Source organism: Cupriavidus sp. GW822-FHT02D05, assembly GCF_058802485.1.
This window is the reverse complement of sequence record NZ_JBXAOE010000001.1, coordinates 10,481-29,751: the sequence shown is the minus strand read 5'-3', so window position 1 is coordinate 29,751 and position 19,271 is coordinate 10,481. Positions and strand designations below refer to the sequence as shown.

10 protein-coding genes and 1 pseudogene are annotated in these 19,271 nt (G+C 68.3%); 9 read left to right on the top strand and 2 right to left on the bottom strand.

Features of this window, described 5'->3' with window-relative positions:
- Positions 1 to 89: 89 nt before the first annotated feature.
- Together AC1RQK_RS00115 and AC1RQK_RS00110 are read right to left on the bottom strand one after the other, a co-directional pair.
- Positions 90 to 8,654 (bottom strand): GH36-type glycosyl hydrolase domain-containing protein, encoded by an 8,565-nt coding sequence (locus AC1RQK_RS00115; protein ID WP_492807019.1) that lies wholly within the window; start codon positions 8,652 to 8,654, stop codon positions 90 to 92.
- 143 nt (positions 8,655 to 8,797) lie between these two features.
- Positions 8,798 to 8,953 carry a DUF3309 family protein gene (locus tag AC1RQK_RS00110; protein WP_183032690.1) on the bottom strand — a complete coding sequence of 52 codons (156 nt, stop codon included), beginning with the start codon at positions 8,951 to 8,953 and terminating at the stop codon, positions 8,798 to 8,800.
- Between the two features lie 531 nt (positions 8,954 to 9,484).
- Here AC1RQK_RS00110 and AC1RQK_RS00105 point away from each other — a divergent pair.
- The 9 genes and pseudogenes from AC1RQK_RS00105 to AC1RQK_RS00065 form a co-directional block, all read left to right on the top strand.
- On the top strand, positions 9,485 to 9,745 hold the full coding sequence (locus tag AC1RQK_RS00105) for a hypothetical protein (protein WP_492807018.1): 261 nt from the start codon (positions 9,485 to 9,487) through the stop codon (positions 9,743 to 9,745).
- A gap of 87 nt (positions 9,746 to 9,832) precedes the next feature.
- Positions 9,833 to 10,627: a class II aldolase/adducin family protein gene (locus tag AC1RQK_RS00100; RefSeq protein ID WP_492807017.1), complete on the top strand. Its 795-nt coding sequence runs from the start codon at positions 9,833 to 9,835 to the stop codon at positions 10,625 to 10,627.
- A gap of 99 nt (positions 10,628 to 10,726) precedes the next feature.
- Positions 10,727 to 12,292 carry an ABC transporter substrate-binding protein gene (locus tag AC1RQK_RS00095; protein ID WP_492807016.1) on the top strand — a complete coding sequence of 522 codons (1,566 nt, stop codon included), beginning with the start codon at positions 10,727 to 10,729 and terminating at the stop codon, positions 12,290 to 12,292.
- A gap of 31 nt (positions 12,293 to 12,323) precedes the next feature.
- Complete coding sequence (locus tag AC1RQK_RS00090; protein WP_043354633.1) at positions 12,324 to 13,298, top strand: ABC transporter permease; 975 nt, start codon at positions 12,324 to 12,326, stop codon at positions 13,296 to 13,298.
- Positions 13,295 to 14,137, top strand: coding sequence for an ABC transporter permease (locus AC1RQK_RS00085; protein WP_174428021.1), 843 nt, complete (start codon positions 13,295 to 13,297; stop codon positions 14,135 to 14,137). Before AC1RQK_RS00090 ends, AC1RQK_RS00085 begins: the two co-directional genes overlap by 4 nt.
- Positions 14,134 to 15,813: a dipeptide ABC transporter ATP-binding protein gene (locus AC1RQK_RS00080; protein WP_492807013.1), complete on the top strand. Its 1,680-nt coding sequence runs from the start codon at positions 14,134 to 14,136 to the stop codon at positions 15,811 to 15,813. The genes AC1RQK_RS00085 and AC1RQK_RS00080 overlap by 4 nt, the downstream gene beginning before the upstream one ends.
- Positions 15,810 to 16,814: a 2-hydroxyacid dehydrogenase gene (locus AC1RQK_RS00075; RefSeq protein WP_492372087.1), complete on the top strand. Its 1,005-nt coding sequence runs from the start codon at positions 15,810 to 15,812 to the stop codon at positions 16,812 to 16,814. The genes AC1RQK_RS00080 and AC1RQK_RS00075 overlap by 4 nt, the downstream gene beginning before the upstream one ends.
- A gap of 78 nt (positions 16,815 to 16,892) precedes the next feature.
- Positions 16,893 to 18,320 carry an aspartate aminotransferase family protein gene (locus AC1RQK_RS00070; protein WP_492807011.1) on the top strand — a complete coding sequence of 476 codons (1,428 nt, stop codon included), beginning with the start codon at positions 16,893 to 16,895 and terminating at the stop codon, positions 18,318 to 18,320.
- Positions 18,320 to 19,198, top strand: a pseudogene (locus AC1RQK_RS00065) (DMT family transporter); the annotation flags it as partial. The gene AC1RQK_RS00070 and the pseudogene AC1RQK_RS00065, both read left to right, overlap by 1 nt.
- Positions 19,199 to 19,271: the final 73 nt, after the last annotated feature.

Sequence of the window (19,271 nt, the reverse complement as noted above, 5' to 3'; positions counted from 1 at the left end):
GGAGTCAAGCGATTCCCGGAAAGACTTCTCCGGGCATCGCCAGATGCATCCCATGCATCCCATTCCGCCCCATTCCGCCCTATAGCTCCCTACTCAGCCGCCGCCGGGATGCATACCAGCAGCCTGTGCCTGCCATCGTCCAGCGGCACGCGCACGGCACCGTCGCCGCATGCCACCGCCAGCCCATCGAGGACGGCATGCGCGCCGCCCGCGCCTGGCGCCAGCGTCTGCACCCGGATGTCGTAGTGGCACGCCCCCAGGCACACCGTCGCCTCAAACCCAGGCCACGCCGCCGGAATGCTCGGCGCCACGATCAGCCAGCCCGCTTCGCGGCGAATCCCCAGGATGCCTTCCACCCCGGCGCGATACATCCAGCCGGCCGCGCCGGTGTACCAGGTCCAACCGCCGCGCCCGATGTGGGGCGCCACCGAATACACATCGGCCGCGATCACGTACGGCTCGACCTTGTAGCGCTGCACGCCTGCGGGCGTGCTGGCGTGGTGGATGGGGTTGAGCATCGAGAACAGGTCCACGGCCTTTGCGCCCGCGCCGAGACGGGCAAAGGCAAGCACCGACCACATCGCGGCGTGGCTGTATTGCCCGCCGTTCTCGCGCACGCCCGGGGGATAGCCTTCGATGTAGCCAGGATCGGGCGAGGCGCCATTGAAAGGCGGCGCGAACAGCAACGCCAGGCCGTCGTTGCGCCGCACCAAGTGCTCGGCCATGGCCGCCATGGCGGTGGCAGCGCGCACGGGATCCCCGGCGCCCGACAGCACGGCCCACGACTGGGCAATGGCGTCGATCCGGCAGGCCTGGCTGGTCTTTGAACCCAGCCAGCTGCCGTCATCGAAAGTGGCACGGCGATACCATTCGCCGTCCCAGCCGTCGCGCTCCAATGCCGCGCCCAGCATTGCCCCGTGGGCACGCCAGTGCGCTGCGCGCCCGGCATCGCGCACCTCGGCAAGCGGCGCGAAGAGTGCGATCGTGCGCATCAGCAGCCAGCCAAGCCACACGCTCTCGCCCTTGCCGCCGGCCCCGACCCGGTTCATGCCGTCGTTCCAGTCGCCGCCGCCGATCAGCGGCAGGCCATGCTCGCCGGTCAAGGCAAGGCATCGCTCGATGCCGCGCGCGCAATGCTCGAACAGCGAGGCCGACGCCTCCCCGGTCATCGGCTGGAAGAAGGCGTCATGCTCATCCGCGCCGAGCACCGGCCCGTCGAGGAAGGACACCGCCTCATCCAGCACCGCCGCATCGCCAGAGCCGGCAATGTAGGTCGCCGTGGCGAAGGCCAGCCAGACGCAATCGTCGGAGATGCGCGTGCGCACGCCCTGCCCGGTGTGCGGCAGCCACCAATGCTGGACGTCGCCTTCAGCAAATTGCCTGGCCGCGGCACGCAGCAGGTGCTGGCGCGTGGCCGCCGGCTTGGCGAAGGTAAGCGCCATGGTGTCTTGCAACTGATCGCGAAAGCCATAGGCACCGCTCGCCTGGTAGAAGGCCGAGCGGGCCCAGATGCGGCAGGCCAGGGTCTGGTACAGCAGCCAGCCGTTGAGCATGATGTCCATTGCCCGGTCCGGCGTGCTGACCTGCACGGCGCCAAGCAGGCTATCCCAGTGCCCGGTCACGGCATCGAGCACGGCGTCGAGATCGGCAGCGCGATAGCGGGCGATCAGCGCCCTCGCCGCCCCGGCCGAGCCGCACTCGCCGAGAAACGCGACGATATCGAGCGTCTCGCCCGCGGCAAGCTCCACGACACACTGCACCGCGGCGCACGGATCCAGCCCCGCGCCCACCGCGCCGGACAACGGCGTGGTGCCAAGCAGGGCCGCCGGCGCCTCGGCGCCGCCGTTGTAGCCGAGGAATTCCGTGCGGTCGGCGGTCCAGGCCGTTTGCCTGCCGCCGAGATCGGCAAAGGCGACCCGGCCCGGGAAGGCGGAGCTCCAGGGATTGCGCGCCAGCATCGCGCCGGTGGCCTCGTCGCGCTCGGTCACGATGAACGGTGCCGATGCGCCGCGCGACGTGCCGAGTACCCACTCCACGTAGGCGGTGACAGACAGCCGGCGGCGCCCGGCGGTCAGGTTGCTCAGCGTCAGCCGTGAAATCTTGACCGGGTCTTCCAGCGGGACGAACTGCAGCAGCTCAGCCGCGATGCCGTTCGCGTGGTGCGCAAAGCGGCTGTAGCCATGGCCGTGGCGGGCCGTGTAGGTGCCTGCGTCGCGGATGGGCTGCGCGGTCGGGCTCCAGACTTCAAGGCTGTCTTCGTCGCGGATGTAGAACGCTTCGCCGGCCGGATCCAGCACCGGGTCGTTGGACCAGGGCGTGAGCTGGTTCTCGCGGCTGCTCTCGGCCCAGGTATAGCCGCTGCCCTGTGCCGAGGCATGGAAACCAAAGCTGGGGTTGGCGATCACGTTGATCCAAGGCGCGGGTGTGGTGGCGGCGCCGTCAAGCACGATCACATACTCCCGCCCGTCCTTGTCGAAGCCGCCGAGGCCGTTGAAGAACTCGAGCGCCGGCGTGGCTGGCGCTGGCATTGGCGCGGGCCGTGGTGGCGTGCGGCGGCGTATGGGCGCGGCGCGCTGCGGCGCCTGGGGCACCCGGCCAAGTTGTTCGGCAATGGCCCCCCTGCGCGCGGACAGCACGACGCGGGCCACCGACAAGAGCAGCGCGCGGGCATCGCAGTGCATCAGGTCGGCGCGCAGCGTGTAGACCGAGCCCTGGGCGAGCTCATCGCCAAAGCGTGGCCGCGACTGGCTGCTGCGCACCGCGGTGTCGATGGCGTTCTGCAGGTCCTGCGTATAAGACGACGCGCGCTCGTTGACGATGACCAGGTCCACGCCAAGCCGCTTCATGCGCCAGTACTCGTGCGCGCGCAGCAACTGGCGCACCTGCGCCATATCCTCGATCTCGTCGATGCGCAGCAGCACGATCGGCAGGTCGCCGGAGATGGCGTGCGGCCAAAGCCCGGACTGCGGGCCCGCGCCGCGGGCTATGGCCTCGGAGGAACCCCGAAAGCGGGGATCGGCGTAGAGGATCGGCGCGGCCAGGCGCTGGAAATCGGCCGCTTCGTCTGCCTTGACGTCGAGATGGCGCAACTGGACCTGGGCCTGCGTCCAGGCCAGGGTCTTGGCGCGCTCGAAGGCGCTGCGGTCATGGTGCTTGTCGATCAGATCCAGCAGCGCGGCGCGCGAGGGCGCCACCAGCGTCCAGAATGCGATGCGCGCCACGCCGCCTGGCGCGACCCGCACGCGCTGCCTGAGCGAGAAGATGGCGTCGAGCACCGTGCCCGTGGTGTTGGACAGCGCACGGCCATGCCGCACGCCGTGCGCTATCCTGCCCGTTTGCCCCGCTTCCAGGAAGCGCGCCCGGTCGGTCTCGTACTGCGGATCCGCTACCACCTCGCCTTCGACGATGGCGAAATGGGCGGCCCATATCGTGGGCTCCGTCGGCGAGCGCGGGCGGCGCGTGGCAACCAGCGCGCCGAACTCGGGCAGGTATTCGGTTTCCACAAACAGCTTGGAGAAGGCCGGATGCGCGGCGTCGGCCGCCGGCACGGTCAGCACCAGTTCCGCATACGAGGTCAGCTCGATCTCGCGCGCGCGCCGCCCGCTGTTGGCCAGCGAAACCCGCCGCACTTCCCCATCATCCTCGCCGGAGACCAGGATGGAGAGCGTGGTGACCAGGCTGCCATCGCGGCGGATGAACTCCGCGTGGTCTTCTGCGAAGACCACTTCGCTGCCCTGCTCGCCATCGTCCGTATCGCCGCCGGCAAATTGCGCGCCGGCCGGCCAGACGGCACGGCTTTGCGTATCGCGCAGGAAGATAAAGCTGCCAGCGTCGTCGCGGGTGGCATCCTCGCGCCAGCGCGTCACCGCCAGGTCGCGCCAGCGGCTGTAGCCCGCGCCGGCCGCGGTCAGCATCACCGCGTAGCGCCCGTTCGACAGCAGATGCGTGACGGGCGCACCGGGCGCATAGCCCGCAAGCCTGCGCACCGTGGAATCCTCGCTGCCGGACTCCATCGTGGACGCTTTCACCTCTTCGGCGCGCGGATGCGCAATGGCGACGTTGCGCGGCATGCGCTCCTGCAGCAGCATCTCGGTGGCCTGGATCATCGGCTCGCGGTGAAAGCGCTCCCGCATCTGGCCGCCGTGCAGCGTGTTGGCGATCGCCACGATGGTCATGCCCTGGTGGTGGGCCATGTAGCTGCGCACGATGGCGAACGCCTCATCCTCGGGCAGCCGGGAGCGGGTGAAATCGATGGCCTCGTAGAAGCCGAAGCGCCCCTTTGCCCCCATCCGCGCGAGACGCGCGAAGTTCTGCTGCGCGCCTTGCGGATCCACCATGGTGGCCAGCCCGCTCGCGTAAGGTGCGATCACCACATTGTCGGAAAGCCCGCGTTTCAGGCCCAGGCCTGGCACGCCGAAGTTGGAGTACTGGTAGGTGAACTCCATGTCGCGCGCGTTGTAGGCGGATTCGGACACGCCCCATGGCACGCCCAGCGCGCGGCCGTAGCCTTGCTGGCGCTCCACCACCAGCCGGTTGGTCTGCTCGAGCAGGCTGCCCGCCGGCGCGCGCATGATCAGCGACGGCATCAGGTACTCGAACATCGACCCGGACCACGAGATCAGCGCCGACCCATTGCCCAGCGGCGTGGCCGTGCGCCCAAGCCGGAACCAGTGGCGTGTCGACACATCGCCCTTGGCGATGGCAAACAGGCTGGCAAGACGGGCCTCCGACGCAAGCAGGTCATAGCAGCTGACATCGAGCCGGTTGTCGTCCTGCGAGTAGCCGATCGAAAGCAGCTTGCGCTCTTCGTCGAACAGGAACGCAAAATCCATCGACAGCGCCATGTCGCGCGCAACGACGGCCAGCGCTTGCAGGCGCGCGCCGAGCAGGTCCGGCGCTTCGATCCGCTCTACCCGGTCTTGCTCGTGCTCGGCCACGGCCTTGCGCAGCGCCTGCACCCAGAAGGCCAGGTCGCCAAGGCTGTCGTCGCCGGTGGCGGGCAGGATGTCGCTGGCGATCGCGGCGGCTTTTTCCGTCAGCCGCTTGAGCGCGGGCATCAGCATGGCCATGGCCTGCGTGCCCTGCGTGCCCTGCGTGCCGTTAAGCTGGGTTTCGACCTGTTCCAGGAGTTCGCCGAGCTTGCCGGCGCGCTCGCCGCCCGCCAGCGCCAGCCCGGCAATGGCCTCGCGCGCCAACGTGACGGTATCCATCATGCCGAGCCGGAAATCCGGCGTCACCTCGGCATGGGTCCATTCCTCACAGGCATTGGCCAGCGCAATCAGGTGGCCAGCCAGGTTGCCGCTGTCGACCGATGAAACATAGGCAGGCGTCAGGGCACGCAGATCCTGCGTGCCATACCAGTTATAGAAGTGGCCATGGCAGCGCTGCAGCTTTTGCATGGCGGCGAAGGCTGCTTCCAGCCGCGCGGCCGTGGCCGCCGTACCGCTCCAGCCGAAGTCGCGCGCGGCGATGGCCGATAGCAGGTACAGGCCGATGTTGGTGGGCGAGGTCCGGTGCGCCAGGACCGGCTTCGGGCGCTCCTGGAAATTGTCGGGCGGCAGCATGTTGTCCGCTGGCGTGACCATGGTCTCGAAAAAGCGCCAGGTGCGGCGCGCGGTCAGGCGCAGCTCGCGCGTGTCAGCATCCGACACCACCAGCCGCCGTGCCACCTTCGGTGCCCGGCTTGCCCACAGCGCCAGCATGGGCGCGGCCAGCCAGAGCCATCCAAGCGGCAGCGCGAGCGGCCAGGACGCGGGCGCGAAGGCCAGCGTGCCCGCCAGCAGCGCCAGCGTCAGCAAGACGCCGCCCGCCATCTGGCGGTAGGAGCCGGCCAGGTCAAGCCGGGGGCTGGTCATGGACTGGGCGGCCGTGGTCCACTCCAGCAGGTGGCGGCGGGTCAAGCGCAGCCGCACCAGCGTGCGCGCGATGGCGTCGCTCATGCGCCAGGCCACGTCGGGCAGGAACGCCAGCGTCAGCAGCACCTGCGCCACGGCGGCGCGCAGGTCGTCCCACAGTATCCTCACGTGGGTGCGCAGCTGGATGCCGGCACGATGGGGAATGACGGAAAACACACCGGGCAACAGGGCGGGAATCGCCATGGCCGCCAGCAACAGCAGCGTGCCGCGCAAAGCCGCGCCCGGCGGCAGCAGCCAGCACGCGCCAAAGCACAGCAGCAGCGACGGTGCGAGCACCGAGCGCCGCAGGTTGTCCAGCATCTTCCAGCGGCCGAGCATCGGCACCGCCTGGCTGCCCTTGCGGCCGCGCACGATCCAGCCAAGGAGTTGCCAGTCGCCACGCGTCCAGCGATGCTGGCGCTTGGCCGCCACGTCATAGCGCGCGGGAAAATCCTCGACGACCTCGATATCCGAGGCCAGCCCGGCACGGGCGAACATGCCCTCGAACAGGTCGTGGCTGAGCACCGCGTTCGCCGGCACGCGGCCGCGCAGCGCGGCCTCGAAGGCATCCACGTCATAGATGCCCTTGCCGGTATAGGAACCCTCACCGAAGATGTCCTGGTACACGTCCGACGCGGCCGCCGCATAGGGATCGATGCCGCCTGGCGCGGAGAATATGCGCTGATAGAACGAGCCCTCGCTCCCCACCGGCAGGGATGGCGTGACGCGTGGCTGCAGGATGGCGTAGCCGCCAATGACACGTTGCAGCGTCTCGTCGAACCTTGGCCGGTTCAGCGGGTGGGCCATCTTGCCGATCAGCCGGAGCGCCGCGTCGCGCGGCAAGCGCGTGTCGGCATCGAGCGTGATCACGTAACGCACGTCGGGCGGAACCTGGGGCGGCGCGCCATCGACAGCAACAAAGCTGGTGTCCGTGGCGCCGCGCAGCAGGCGGTTGAGTTCATGGAGCTTGCCGCGCTTGCGCTCCCAGCCCATCCACTTGCCTTCTCCGGCGTTGAACATGCGGTGCCGGTGCAGCAGCAGGAAGCGGTTGCCGGCGGGGCCCGGCCCGTAGCGGCGATTCAGCGCACCGATGGCTTCGGCCGCCACCGCCAGCAAGGCCGCGTCGCCGGGCATGACGGCCTGGCCGGCGTCGGTGCCGTCGGTGAGCAGCGCAAAGGTCAGGTCACCACCGGCGCCGGCGAGATGGTGCACCTCCAGGCGCTCGATCTGCTCGCGCAGGCTGGCTTCGCCCGATAGCAGCGTAGGCACCGCCACCAGCGTGCGCAGCGCTGGCGGCACGCCCGCCGTGAGCTCAAGCCCCGGCAGGATGGATGCGCCAAAGAGCCAGGCGATGCCGCGGTTGACCACCGCCGTTGCCACCTCGCTGGCCGGGACAAAGCCCAGGCAGCCGATCAGCGCAAGCCAGCCGCTGGAGAGCGCCGGCATGGCCGCCGCCGCAAGCAACCAGAGCGATCCACCGAGCAGGGCAAGGGTGACCAGCAGGATGGCGCCCACATAGCCACCAATGCCCAGCGCGATATTGAGGCGGGAAAACCGCAGCCGCGCCGGGGGACGAAAGCCGATTGCGCGCTCGAAGGCACGCCGGCCCTGCGCGATCAGGTGATATCCCGGGTCCCCGATGCGCTGCGCCTGCGCCGCATCGGCGGTGCCTGCCGCCGCGGCGCGGGCCGTGGCCAGCGCTAGTTCGGCAATCTCCAGCTCCGAGGCAGGCGAGCCGCGCGCGAGCTGCTCGATGGCGCTGCGGTAAAGATTGCGCGTGGGGAAGTCCATGTCGGCGTAGCCGCTGCCATCGCGCAAACGCGCGTCGACCAGGCTCACGCTCTCGAACAGTTCGGCCCAGTCGATATCCGATATCAGCCGCATGCTGGTAATGACATTGCGCACGGTCACGTTGGATGCGCCCTGGCGCTGCTGGGCGTGGCGCACCACGTCCTCGATGGATGCGCCCTGCCGGCCGAGCCGCTCTTCCAGCCAGCCCAGGGTTGGCGTGGTCCGTGGGTCCTGGTCCCGCAGGCGCTTGGCCAGTTGCGCGGCGAACAGCTCCGACAACGGCGCGGCGGCGCGCGAGGCGATATCCGTGTCGAGCGCCGAGCGGGCGCAGCCCGACTTGAGCAGTTGCCTGGACAGATCGTCCGCGTCGGCGCGGGCGATGCGCCCGGCGGTCATCTGCTCGGCCAGGCGGCGCAGGTTCTCGATCAGCACGATGCGCAGCGTGATGGCCACGGCCCACAGCTCGCCGATGGTCAGCGGCTGCACGCGCTGGTAGGCGGCAATGAAGCGCCGCAGGGTGTCCGGGTCGATATGGCTGTCGGTATGCGCGACAAAGGCCCAGGCAAGGCCAAATACGCGGGGATAGCCGGCGAAGGGACCCTCGCTGAGCTTGGGCAGCTGGCGATAGTAGCCAGGCGGCAGGTCATCGCGGATCTCGCGGATCTGCGCTTCCACCAGGTGGTAGTTGTCCAGCAGCCACTCGGCCGCGGGCACCACGGCCCTGCCGCTCTCCAGCTCCGCCGCGCTGGCCCGGTAGGCCGCGAGCAGTACTTCGGCATTGTCGTTGAGGCGGCTGCGCAGCGTGCGCACGCGCGGGGGCTTGGCGGTAACGGGCTGGGCGGCGGCAAGGCTTTGCGCATGCTGCTCCAGCCGCTCGATGCCGAACAGCTCCTCCCGGACTGGCGCCTTGCTGTCCCACGGCGAAGGGATGGATGCGTACTCGAACGTACGGCCTAGCACTGAATACATGGGCGCCTTGGTTGCCAACGGGGATCGGGAGACGGGTTCGCCTCCTTAAAAACGGCTGGCCGGCAAGCCTGAAGCTTGCCGGCCATCACGCGATCGCTTCGCGGACTGTTGCGCCAAGGCGAGCTTTCTCGCCTCTTTCTCGCCTATAGGCGGCCCATCAGCACCAGCACAAGCACCACGATCAGCAGCAGGCCCAGCACGCCGCTGGGCATGTAGCCCCAGGAACGGCTATGCGGCCAGGTCGGCATGGCACCGAGCAAGACAAGCACCAGCACGACCAGTAATACGGTTCCTAGCATGGAACGCTCCTTTCCCGACTCCGCGTAATGGGCCAGGCCGCCGCCGATACCTCGCCAGGGGACCGGAATCTTCGAGCCCGATGCGAATGTAGCCGCGCCGTTTGGCATGGACCTGACCGCTACGGGCACGTTGCCATGGATGGCGTGCGGTGTCGGTACGATGACGGACAATTGGCGCCCGCTACCGGGGCTGAGGCTTGGGGGGTTGGGCCTTGGCGGTTGGACGGCGCAGGGGTGAGAGCGAGCGGAAAACACGACGGGCATGACCGCCGTGTGGTGGCCTTGAGGCCAGCGGGAAGGCAGCATGCTTCGGGAAAGAACTGAACCAGGGGCAAGGCCGCAGGCGGAAAGTCGTGGGTGCGACTGGGGTCAGGTCCAGACAGCCGGCCGCGCGTATTCGCAGCGCCGCTGTGCGCGCATCTTCGCATACTCCAGCCCGGAACCCTTCTTATATCTCCGGCGGCGGCGTTTCTGCGCCCCGCGAGCACGCCAGGCCGCGCTTGCTCGCTCGCCATGTGTCATAAGAGACACATGGACACCCTGACCGCCTATCCCGACGCTGGATTTTCTGCACGCCACCAAACCGTGCGCCGCGCCCCATTCCTGCTCGCCAATCCCGAAACCCTGCTGCCGGTGCCCATTTTTTGCGCATGGCACCATTCCCCCGGCAAGCCGCCGAAGCCGCCCGGCAGCCCGCCATCCACGCCAAGGCAAGCCCGCATTCCCTTGAAAATCAACGCCTTGCATCTCGCACTGCAACATATGCGGCTGCAAATTGAACACGTGGCCTGAACTTTGCGTAATCGGTATAAGTGCCAACTGTCGACAGCTGACCATCGACCTACAGTGACCTAATCGCCAATCCAAGGAAACACAAACATGGGCAACAACGTCTCTTCCCGCCTGGTTCCCGCCATCTCCGAGGCCGAGCAACAGGTGCGTGAGGATCTCGCCGCCGCATACCGCCTGGTCGCCCTGTACGGCATGGACGACAGCATCTACACCCATATCTCGGCCCGGGTGCCGGGCACCGAGGACCGCTTCCTGATCAACCCGTTCGGGATGCTGTTCCGGGATATCACCGCGTCTTCGCTGGTGTGCATCGACCTGGATGGGAACATCATCAGCGGCCCGCCGGGGCAAGACGTGAACCCGGCGGGCTTCACCATCCACAGCGCCGTGCATGCCGCCCGGCATGACGCGGTCTGCGTGCTGCATACGCATACCGTGGCGGGCGTGGCCGTATCGTCACTGGCGTGTGGCCTGCAGCCCTCCAACCAGTGGGCGCTGCAATTCCATGACCGCGTGTCGTACCACGACTTCGAAGGCATTGCGCTGGACCACGAGGAGCGCGTGCGCCTGGTGGCCGATCTCGGCCCGGACAAGCGCGCCCTGATCCTGCGCAATCACGGCCTGGTGACGCTGGGCCGCAGCGTGGCGGAGGCCTTCATCCTGATGCACAACCTGGAGCGCGCCTGCCGCGTGCAGGTGGCGATCCAGTCCAGCGGCCAGCGCGTCAATCCGGTGCCGCCAGCCATTTGCGAGAAGACCGCGCGCCAGTACGAGAGCGGCGACACCAACCGCCTGCCCGGCGCGGCCGATCCGTACGCGCGGGAATGGCGCGCCTTGCGGGAGCGGCTGGAGCCGGCCGCTGCCACGTCGTTCCGCGAGTGACGCCCTGCCTGCCCTGCCCGCCCCGCGCGCTTTCGCCATTTTGTGTTGCCAGTTCCGTCTTGCCAGTTACCCATCCCTAGCCCCCAGGAGAGTTCCGCAATGAATCGTCGCCAACTGATCAAAATGGGTGTTGCCACCACCGGGCTGTCGCTCGCCGGTGTGCCTTTCCACGTCCTCGCGGCCGGCAAGAAAGGCGGCGTGATCAACGCGCTCGTCCAGCCTGAGCCTTCCGGCCTGATGATCGGCATTACCCAGAATGGCCCCACCCAGCTGATCTCCGGCAACATCTATGAGGGCTTGCTGCGCTACGACGAAAAGCTGGAGCCGCAGCCAGCGCTGGCGACCTCCTGGACGGTAAACCCGGCCGGCACCGTGTACACATTCAAGCTCAAGCCCAAGGTCACCTGGCATGACGGCAAGCCGTTTACCGCGGCCGACGTGGTGTTCTCCGCCGACGTGTTCCTGCGCAAGACCCACGCCCGGCTGCGCGCCAACCTGGCTGCGGTGGAGAGCATCCGCGCGGTGGACCCGCTCACGGTGGAGTTCAAGCTGAAGTACCCGTTCAGCCCGTTCCTCGGCATCTTCGAAGTGGGCACCATGCCCATGGTGCCCAAGCATATCTACGAGGGCACGGATTTCCTGACCAACCCGGCCAACGCCAAGCCCATCGGCACTGGCCCGCTGAAGTTCAAGGAATGGGTGCGCGGCTCGTACATCCAGCTGGTGCGCAACGACGCGTATCACCAACCCGACGTGCCGCTGGTCGACAGCGTGTACTTCCACGTGATCCCCGATGCCTCGGCGCGCGCCGCGGCGTTCGAGTCCGGCAAGGTCGACCTGGTGCCCGGCGGCGCGGTGGAGTACTTCGACGTGGCGCGCCTGAGCAAGCTGCCCGGCGTGCAGGTCACCACCAAGGGCTGGGAGTTCTTCGCGCCGCACTCGTGGCTGTGGGTCAACAACCGCAAGGCGCCGATGGACAACATCAAGTTCCGCCAGGCGCTGGCCTTTGCCATCGACCGCGACGCGATCGCCAAGGTGGCATGGCAAGGCTATGCCAAGAGCGCCACCGGCCCCTTCAACAGCCATATCAAGTACGCCAGCACCGACGTGGCCAAGTATCCGCGCGACCTGGCTCGCGCCAAGCAGCTGCTGACCGAATCCGGCTACAAGGGCGAAACCCTGCGTCTGCTGCCCCTGCCCTACGGCGAAACCTGGACCCGCTCCGCCGAGATCGTTCGGCAGAACCTGCAGCAGGCCGGCGTGAAGATCGAGATGACCCCCACCGACGTGGCGGGCTGGGGCGAGCGGCTGAACAAATGGGACTACGACCTGGCCTTCACCTATGTCTACCAGTACGGTGACCCGGCGCTGGGCGTGGCGCGCAACTACACCTCGGACAACATCGCGCAAGGCTCGCCCTTCAACAATGTGGAGGGCTACCGCAACGCCAAGGTCGACGAGTTGTTCCAGGCTGGCGCGCGCGAGATCGACCCCGTCAAGCGCGCAGCGATCTACCACGAAGTGCAGAAGATCCTGGTGGACGAGATGCCGGTGGTGTGGCTGCACGAGCTCAACTTCCCCACGCTGTACCGCAGCCGCATCAACAATCCCATCAGTTCCGGCATTGGCCTGAACGACGGCATCGGCCGCGCCTGGCTGGCGTGATGGCAGTCATCTTTATCTCTGGGGCAAAGCCATGAGTCGTACGCAGCGCATGCTAGGCCGGGTGGTACAGGGCGTGATCGCGATCCTGGTCATCGCGACCGTCAACTTCCTGCTGATCCGGGCCGCGCCGGGAGACCCTGTCTCGGTGATGGCTGGCGAGGCCGGGGCCTCCGACCCGCAGTTCGTGGCGCAGTTGCGCACGCAGTTCGGGCTGGACAAACCGGTGCCGGAGCAGCTTGCCACTTACCTCGGCCACGTGGTGCACCTGGACCTGGGCTACTCCTACCGCCAGCAGCAGCCGGTGCTGGACCTGATCCTGCAGCGCCTGCCCGCCACGCTGATCCTGACCGGCAGCGCCTTCTTGCTCTCCGTGCTGTTCGGCGTGGTGCTGGGGGCGTGGGCTAGCCGGCGCGCGGGGAGCTGGGTGGACAACGCCATCACCCTGTTCGCCCTGGTGTTCTACGCAACGCCCTTGTACTGGCTGGCGATGATGGCGGTGCTGCTGTTCTCGGTCAAGCTCGACTGGCTGCCCGGCTTTGGCTACTTCACCGTGGGGGCGGACCTGCATGGCCTGGCGCTGGTGTTCGACATTGCCACGCACCTGGTGCTGCCCGCGCTCACGCTGGCGCTGTTCTACATGGCGGTGTATGCGCGCATGACGCGGGCCTCGATGTTGGAGGTGGCGCAGATGGATTTCGTCAAGACCGCGCGCGCCAAGGGTGTGCGGCCCGGGCGCATCCAGCGCGCCCACATCCTGCGCAACGCCCTGCTGCCGGTGGTGACGCTGGCCGGCATCCAGGCCGGCGGCATGATCGGCGGCGCGGTGCTGACCGAGACGGTGTTCGCCTGGCCGGGCATTGGCCGCCTGATGTTCGACGCCCTGCTGCAGCGTGACTACAACCTGCTGCTGGGCTGCTTCCTGGTCACCGCGGCCATGGCCGTGTTGTTCAACCTGTTGACCGACTTTGTCTACACGCTGGTCGACCCGCGGATCGAGATGCAATGAAAAACACTTTCTGGCGGCGGTTCTGCCGCAACAAGGCAGCCGTGCTCGGCATGGTGGTACTGGTGGGCTTTGCCGTGCTCGCGCTGTTCGGGCCGTGGATGGCCGGGCATGATCCCTGGGACATGGTGCAGCAGCCGTTCCTGCAACCGATGCAGGAACCCGGCTTTGCCATGGGCACCGACACCATGGGGCGCGACATCCTGGCGGGCGTGATCCACGGCGCGCGCATCTCGCTGCTGATCGGCGTGGTGTCCACGGTGGTCTCGCTCTTGATCGGCGTGACGCTGGGCGCCATTTCCGGCTACTTCGGCGGGTGGATCGATGCGGCGCTGATGCGCTTCACCGAGCTGTTCCAGGCGGTGCCGAGCTTTGCGCTGGCGCTGGTGCTGGTGGCGATCTTCGAGCCGTCCATCGGCTCCATCGTGGCAGCGATCGCCATCGTGTCCTGGCCGCCGGTGGCGCGCCTGGTGCGCAGCGAGTTCCTCACGCTGCGCCAGCGCGACTTTGTGCAAGCCGCGAAGCTGGCCGGGCAATCGACACCGCGCATCATCCTGTCGCAGATCCTGCCTAATGCCAGCTCGCCCATCGTCGTGATGGCCTCGCTGATGGTGGCGACCGCCATCCTGCTGGAATCCAGCCTGAGCTTCCTGGGTCTCGGCGACCCGAACCACATGAGCTGGGGCTATATGGTGGGCTCGGCGCGCACCGTGCTGCGCCAGGCCTGGTGGATGGCGGTGTTCCCCGGCACGGCCATCCTGCTGACGGTGCTCGCGCTCAATATGGTGGGCGAAGGCCTGAACGACGCGCTCAATGCGCGCCTTGGCGGGAGTGGACGATGAGCACACCGGTACTAGATATCCAGGACCTGAGCATCCGCCTGCCTGCCGGCGGCGACCGCGCGCTGGCAGTGCAGGCAGCCTCGCTGACGCTGCAAGCGGGCCAGACGCTGTGCGTGGTGGGCGAGTCCGGCTCCGGCAAGTCCATGATCGCCAATGCGGTGATGGGCCTGCTGCCGCGGCCCCATGTGGAGCCGGTGGCCGGGCGCATCCTGTTCGAGGGCCAGGACCTGCTGCAGCTGGATGACGACGCCATGCGCGAGCTGCGCGGGCAGAAGATCGGCATGGTGTTCCAGGAACCCATGACGGCGCTCAACCCGGTCATGCGCATCGGCGACCAGATCGCCGAAGTGTTCGACGCGCACCAGCGGCTGGGCGCGGCCGAGAAGCGCAAGCGCATCGTGGCGGCGCTGGCCGACGTGGGCCTGCCCGATCCGGAGCTGCTGTATGACAGCTACCCCTTCCGCCTGTCGGGCGGGCAACGCCAGCGCGTGATGATCGCGTGCGCCATGGCGCTGGAGCCGCGCCTGCTGATCGCCGACGAGCCCACCACCGCGCTCGATGTCACCACGCAGGCGCAGATCCTGCAACTGATCCGCGAGCTGCAAAAGCGGCGCGGCATGGCCGTGCTGTTCATCACGCACGATTTCGGCGTGGTGTCGGAGATCGCCGACCAGGTGGTGGTGATGCAGACCGGCACCATCGTCGAGACCGGGCCGGCCGCGCGCGTGCTGACCGATCCGCAGCATTCCTATACCCGCAAGCTGATCAGCGCCATTCCCGGCGGGCACCTGCGCCAGCCGCCCGTGCAGGTGGAGGTCAACCGCGTGCTGCAGGTGCAGGACCTGTGCAAGACCTACCGCACCGGTGGCGGCCTGCTGCGGCGCGGGCGCGAGGTGCAAGCCGCGCGCAACGTGAACTTTGAGCTGCTGCGCGGGCAAACGCTCGGGCTGGTGGGTGAATCGGGCTCCGGCAAATCGACGGTGGGCCGCTGCATCGTGGGCCTGGCGCCGTTCGACAGCGGCCGCATCGTGATCAACGGGCGCAACCTGTCCCAAGGCGGCGGGCTGCTGCAGCGCGCGGGCGGCAAGCTGCAGATGGTGTTCCAGGACCCTTATGCCTCGCTCAATCCCCGGCATCGGATCGGTGCGGCCATCGCTGCCGGCCCCATCGCGCAGGGCGTATCGCGCCAGGAGGCACAGGCGCGCACGCTGGAGCTGCTCGGGCTGGTCGGGCTGGGGCCGGAGGCGGCCGAGCGCTACCCGCATGAGTTTTCCGGCGGGCAGCGCCAGCGCATCGGCATTGCCCGGGCGCTAGCGATGCAGCCGGAATTGCTGGTGGCGGACGAGCCCGTCTCCGCGCTGGATGTGTCGGTGCAGGCGCAGGTGCTGGAGCTGTTCGCCAAAGTGCGCGAGCAGTTCAAGCTGGCTATGGTCTTTATCACCCACGACCTGCGCGTGGCCGCGCAGATGTGCGACAAGATCGCCGTCATGCAGCGCGGCGAGGTGGTCGAGTACGGCGAGACGGCCCGCGTGCTGAGCGCACCCGAGCATGCCTACACGCGCAAGCTGATCGAAGCCATCCCGCGCCTGACCCGGGTGCAGGAGGCAGCGCAGGCACCCGAGACACCAGAAACACCAGAGCCAGCCCGCCTGCAAGCGGTCGGGGGCTACGCATGACCCGCACCGACCTCGACAATCTGGCCGGAACACGCAACAAGATGGACATGACGACAACCAAGCCTCCCTGTGTGGCACTGCTCAGCAGCGTACTCGACATGCACTACCTGGTACCCGCCTTCCGCGCGGCGGCGCCCGGGCTGGACCTGCGCGTGGGCGCCGACCTGGGCACGCTTGACGACATCGATGCCGCGGTCTGCTGGGCGCCCCCGCCCGGCTTGCTGGCGGCCATGCCCAAGCTGAGCCTGGTGCAGTCGCTGGGCGCGGGCATCGACCACCTGCGCAGCGATCCGGACCTGCCGCCAGGGCCAACCGTCTGCCGCATCGTGGATACCGCCATGGCGGGCACCATGACGGCCTACGTGACGTGGGCCGTGATCCAGCACCAGCGCAGCATGGGCGCCTATCTGGCCAGCGCGGCGGCCGGGCAGTGGCAAGAGCAGCCCATCGTGGCGCCGTCGCGGCACCGGGTGGGCATTGCGGGGCTGGGCACGCTGGGCATTGCCAGCGCCCGCGCGCTGCAGGCGGTGGGCTATGCGGTGCGCGGCTGGAGCCGCAGCCCCAAGGCGGACCTGCCCGAGGGCGTGGAAGCCTTCCACGGCCAGGACGGCCTGGATGCCTTCCTGGCGGGCTGCGACGCGCTGGTTTGCCTGCTGCCGCTCACCGCGCAGACGCAGGGTTTCCTGTGCGCGGACCTGTTCGCCCGCCTGCCGCGCGGCGCGCACTTGATCAACGTAGGCCGGGGCGGCCACCTGGTCGAGGCCGACCTGCTGCGCGCGCTGGACGACGGTACGCTGGGCGCGGCCACGCTGGATGCCTTCCAGCACGAGCCGCTGCCATCCGGGCATCCGTTCTGGCGGCATCCGCGCATCAACGTCACGCCGCATGTCGCGGCCCGCACCGATCCGGCGACGATCGCGCGCCAGACGCTGGATAATCTGGCCCAGCTGCGCCGCGGGCAGCGACCTGCCGTGGCAGTCGACCCGGCACAGGGATATTGATATTGACGCGTTTGACCTTGGCATGCCGCTGCCCCAGCACTCCGACACACCCGATACCAACAACAGGACGTCACTGACATGACCGTCGCCTTGCCCTCCCACGCCGCCCTTGCCGCAGACGATATCGCGGCCCATCTGCATCCCTTTACCAACCTGGCCGCCCACCCCGGCGTCGGCCCGCTCGTCATCACCAAAGGCGACGGCATCTATGTGGAGGACGACCAGGGCAAGCGCTACCTGGAGGGGATGTCCGGCCTGTGGTGCAGCTCGCTCGGATTCAGCCATGCGCGCGTGATCGAGGCCGGCGTGCAGGCCATGCGCACGCTGCCCTACTATCACACGTTCAACCATCGCTCCAACCCGGCGGCCATCATGCTGGCCGAGAAGCTGGTGGCGATGGCGCCGGTACCGATGTCCAAGGTGTTCTTCGCCAACTCCGGCTCGGAGGCCAATGACACCGCCGTGAAGCTGGTCTGGTATTACCACAACGCCATCGGCAAACCGGACAAGAAAAAGATCATCGCGCGCACCAACGCCTATCACGGCGTCACCGTGGCAGCGGCGAGCCTGAGCGGCCTGCAGGCCAATCACCGCGATTTCGACCTGCCCATCGACCGCATCCTGCGCGCTGGCTGCCCGCACCACTACCGCTACGGCGCGCCGGGCGAGAGCGAGGCGGCGTTCGCCAGCCGCCTGGCGCAGGAGCTCGAAGCACTGATCCAGGCGGGGGGCCCGGACACCATCGGCGCCTTCATCGCCGAGCCAGTGATGGGCGCGGGCGGCGTGATCGTGCCGCCAGCCACCTACTTTGCCGAGATCCAGGCCGTGCTGCGCCGCCATGACATCCTGCTGATCGCCGACGAGGTGATCTGCGGCTTTGGCCGGACCGGCGCGATGTTTGGCTCCACCACCTACGGCATGCGGCCCGACATCCTCACCTGCGCCAAGGCGCTGTCCTCCGGCTACATGCCGATCTCGGCGGTGATGGTGTCGGAGAAGGTGCATGCGGCCATTGCCGCCAACAGCGGCAAGATCGGCACCTTCGGCCATGGCTTCACCTACTCGGGCCATCCGGTCACTACGGCGGTGGCGCTGGAGACGCTGCGCGTCTATGAGGATGACCACATCCTCGATCACGTGAACGCCATCGCGCCCCGCTTCCAGCAAGCGCTGCGGGCCTATGCCGGGCGAGCGCTGGTGGGCGAGGTGCGCGGGGTCGGCCTGCTGGGCGCGGTCGAACTGGCGGCGGATCCGGCGGCGCGGCGCGCCTTCGACCCGGCCCTGAAGGCTGGCCCGCGCCTGGCTCAGCTGGCGCAGGAGCACGGCCTGATCGTGCGCGCCATGGGCGACACCATTGCGTTCTGCCCGCCGCTGATCATCACCGAGGCGCAGATCGACGAGCTGTTCGCGCGGTTCGAGCGCGCCATGGTGGCGCTGGAGCGTGAGCTCCCGGCCGGCAGCAAGGGAAGCAATAGCGGCCATGGTGGCAACAAGGCTGCAGCCTGATGACCGGCCCGGCCAATCCTTCGCTACGGCTCACCACGGCGAGTGCGCGCCGCGATGGCATCGCGCTGTTCTTCTGCGCGCTGGTGGCGTTTGCCAGCTACGACGCCTTCTGCAAATGGATGCTGCGCGACCACTCGGCGCCCATGATGAACCTCACCCGCTATGTGTCGGTAAGCGTCATCGCGCTGGTGTGGCTGGTGCGCGAAGGCGACCTGAAGCTGTGGCGCACGCCCTGCAAGTGGCTGCTGCTGGCGCGCGGGCTGGCGCTTGGGATCGTGGCGAGCTGCTTCATGGCCGCGCTGGTGCACATGCCTCTGGCAGAGGCCACCGCCATCTACTTCACCGCGCCGCTGATCATGGTGGCGCTGTCGCCGGCGGTGCTGGGCGAACGGGTGGGACGCGCCCAGTGGGCGGCGGTGCTGGCCGGCTTTGGCGGCATGCTGCTGATCGTGCGGCCCGGCGGCGACCTGCCGCTCGTGGGCACGGTGCTGATGATGGTCTCGGCCGTATGCTACGCCGCCTTCCAGCTGCTGACGCGCCGGCTGGCCGGCGTGGTCGCCGGGCCGGTGCTCTATGCCTGGACCGCGCTGATCTGCCTGGTGGTGACCGGCGTGCCGGCGCTGGCGACGCTGCCTGAGGTCATGCCGCCCGCGCCCGACATCTTGCTGATGATGGCCGGTGGCGCCTGCAGCGGCCTGGCCCAGTTGCTGCTGCTGGCCGCCTTCCGGCGCGTTGCCGCCTCCACGCTCGCGCCGCTCAATTACTTTCAACTGCTGCTCGCCGTGCTGATCAGTACCTTTGTCTTCCAGCGCCCGCCCGATGGCATCGCGCTGGCGGGCATCGTGCTGATCATGCTGTCGGGCGGCTACCTCGCATTGGGCGGGGGGGAGGAGCCGCCCGCGCCCCCAACCCCCCCTGTCAAAGCGGTCGTAGCCCTACCCCAAGACCGAG